The sequence below is a fragment of the Neisseria sp. P0021.S007 genome (genome assembly GCF_051956855.1).
In genome coordinates, this window is sequence record NZ_JBQCXA010001487.1 from 1 (window position 1) to 474 (window position 474).

The window sequence follows — 474 nt, forward strand, 5'->3', positions numbered from 1 at the left end:
TGGCAAGACTGATGCCCAATTCCTGCGCCTGCTGCTTAAGATATGCAGAGCGTGCGCCGCGTCCCATTGCTTCCGCCTGATTCTCGACTGCCTTAAGACGCTCAATCATTGCCGGATTCATCGCCTTCTCCTGTTTCACCGCCCAACCATTCCGGTACATTGTCTGTCGGTGCTTCGGTCGGTAGGGCATAGCTTTCGCGCAGTTGCTCGCAGTCCAAAATAATTTGATTGAGCGTGCCGACCATCTTCGCGCGGTGGTCAAATCCATGCGCCTCGCCGTGAGCCGCCATCTGTTCGAACATCTCGCGCAATCGGCTGATTTGCGAGCGGATACCGACTTCCAAGCTGCCAAGCTGCATCGTCAGCTCGATGCCCACATCCGCAGGTTTAGGCTCTTTGACACCCGTCTGCTTTTTCGACAGCTTTTCTGCCAGCTCATCGACCTTTTTATTTTTATCGGCAATTACCTTATCT

The 474-nt window shown here is 53.8% G+C and carries 2 pseudogenes; both read right to left on the bottom strand.

Annotated features, from left to right (window positions below):
* Window positions 1-190 (bottom strand): annotated as a pseudogene (locus ACTHUR_RS19845) (hypothetical protein); the annotation flags it as partial.
* Window positions 102-474: pseudogene (locus ACTHUR_RS19850) on the bottom strand (hypothetical protein); the annotation flags it as partial. The pseudogenes ACTHUR_RS19845 and ACTHUR_RS19850, both read right to left, overlap by 89 nt.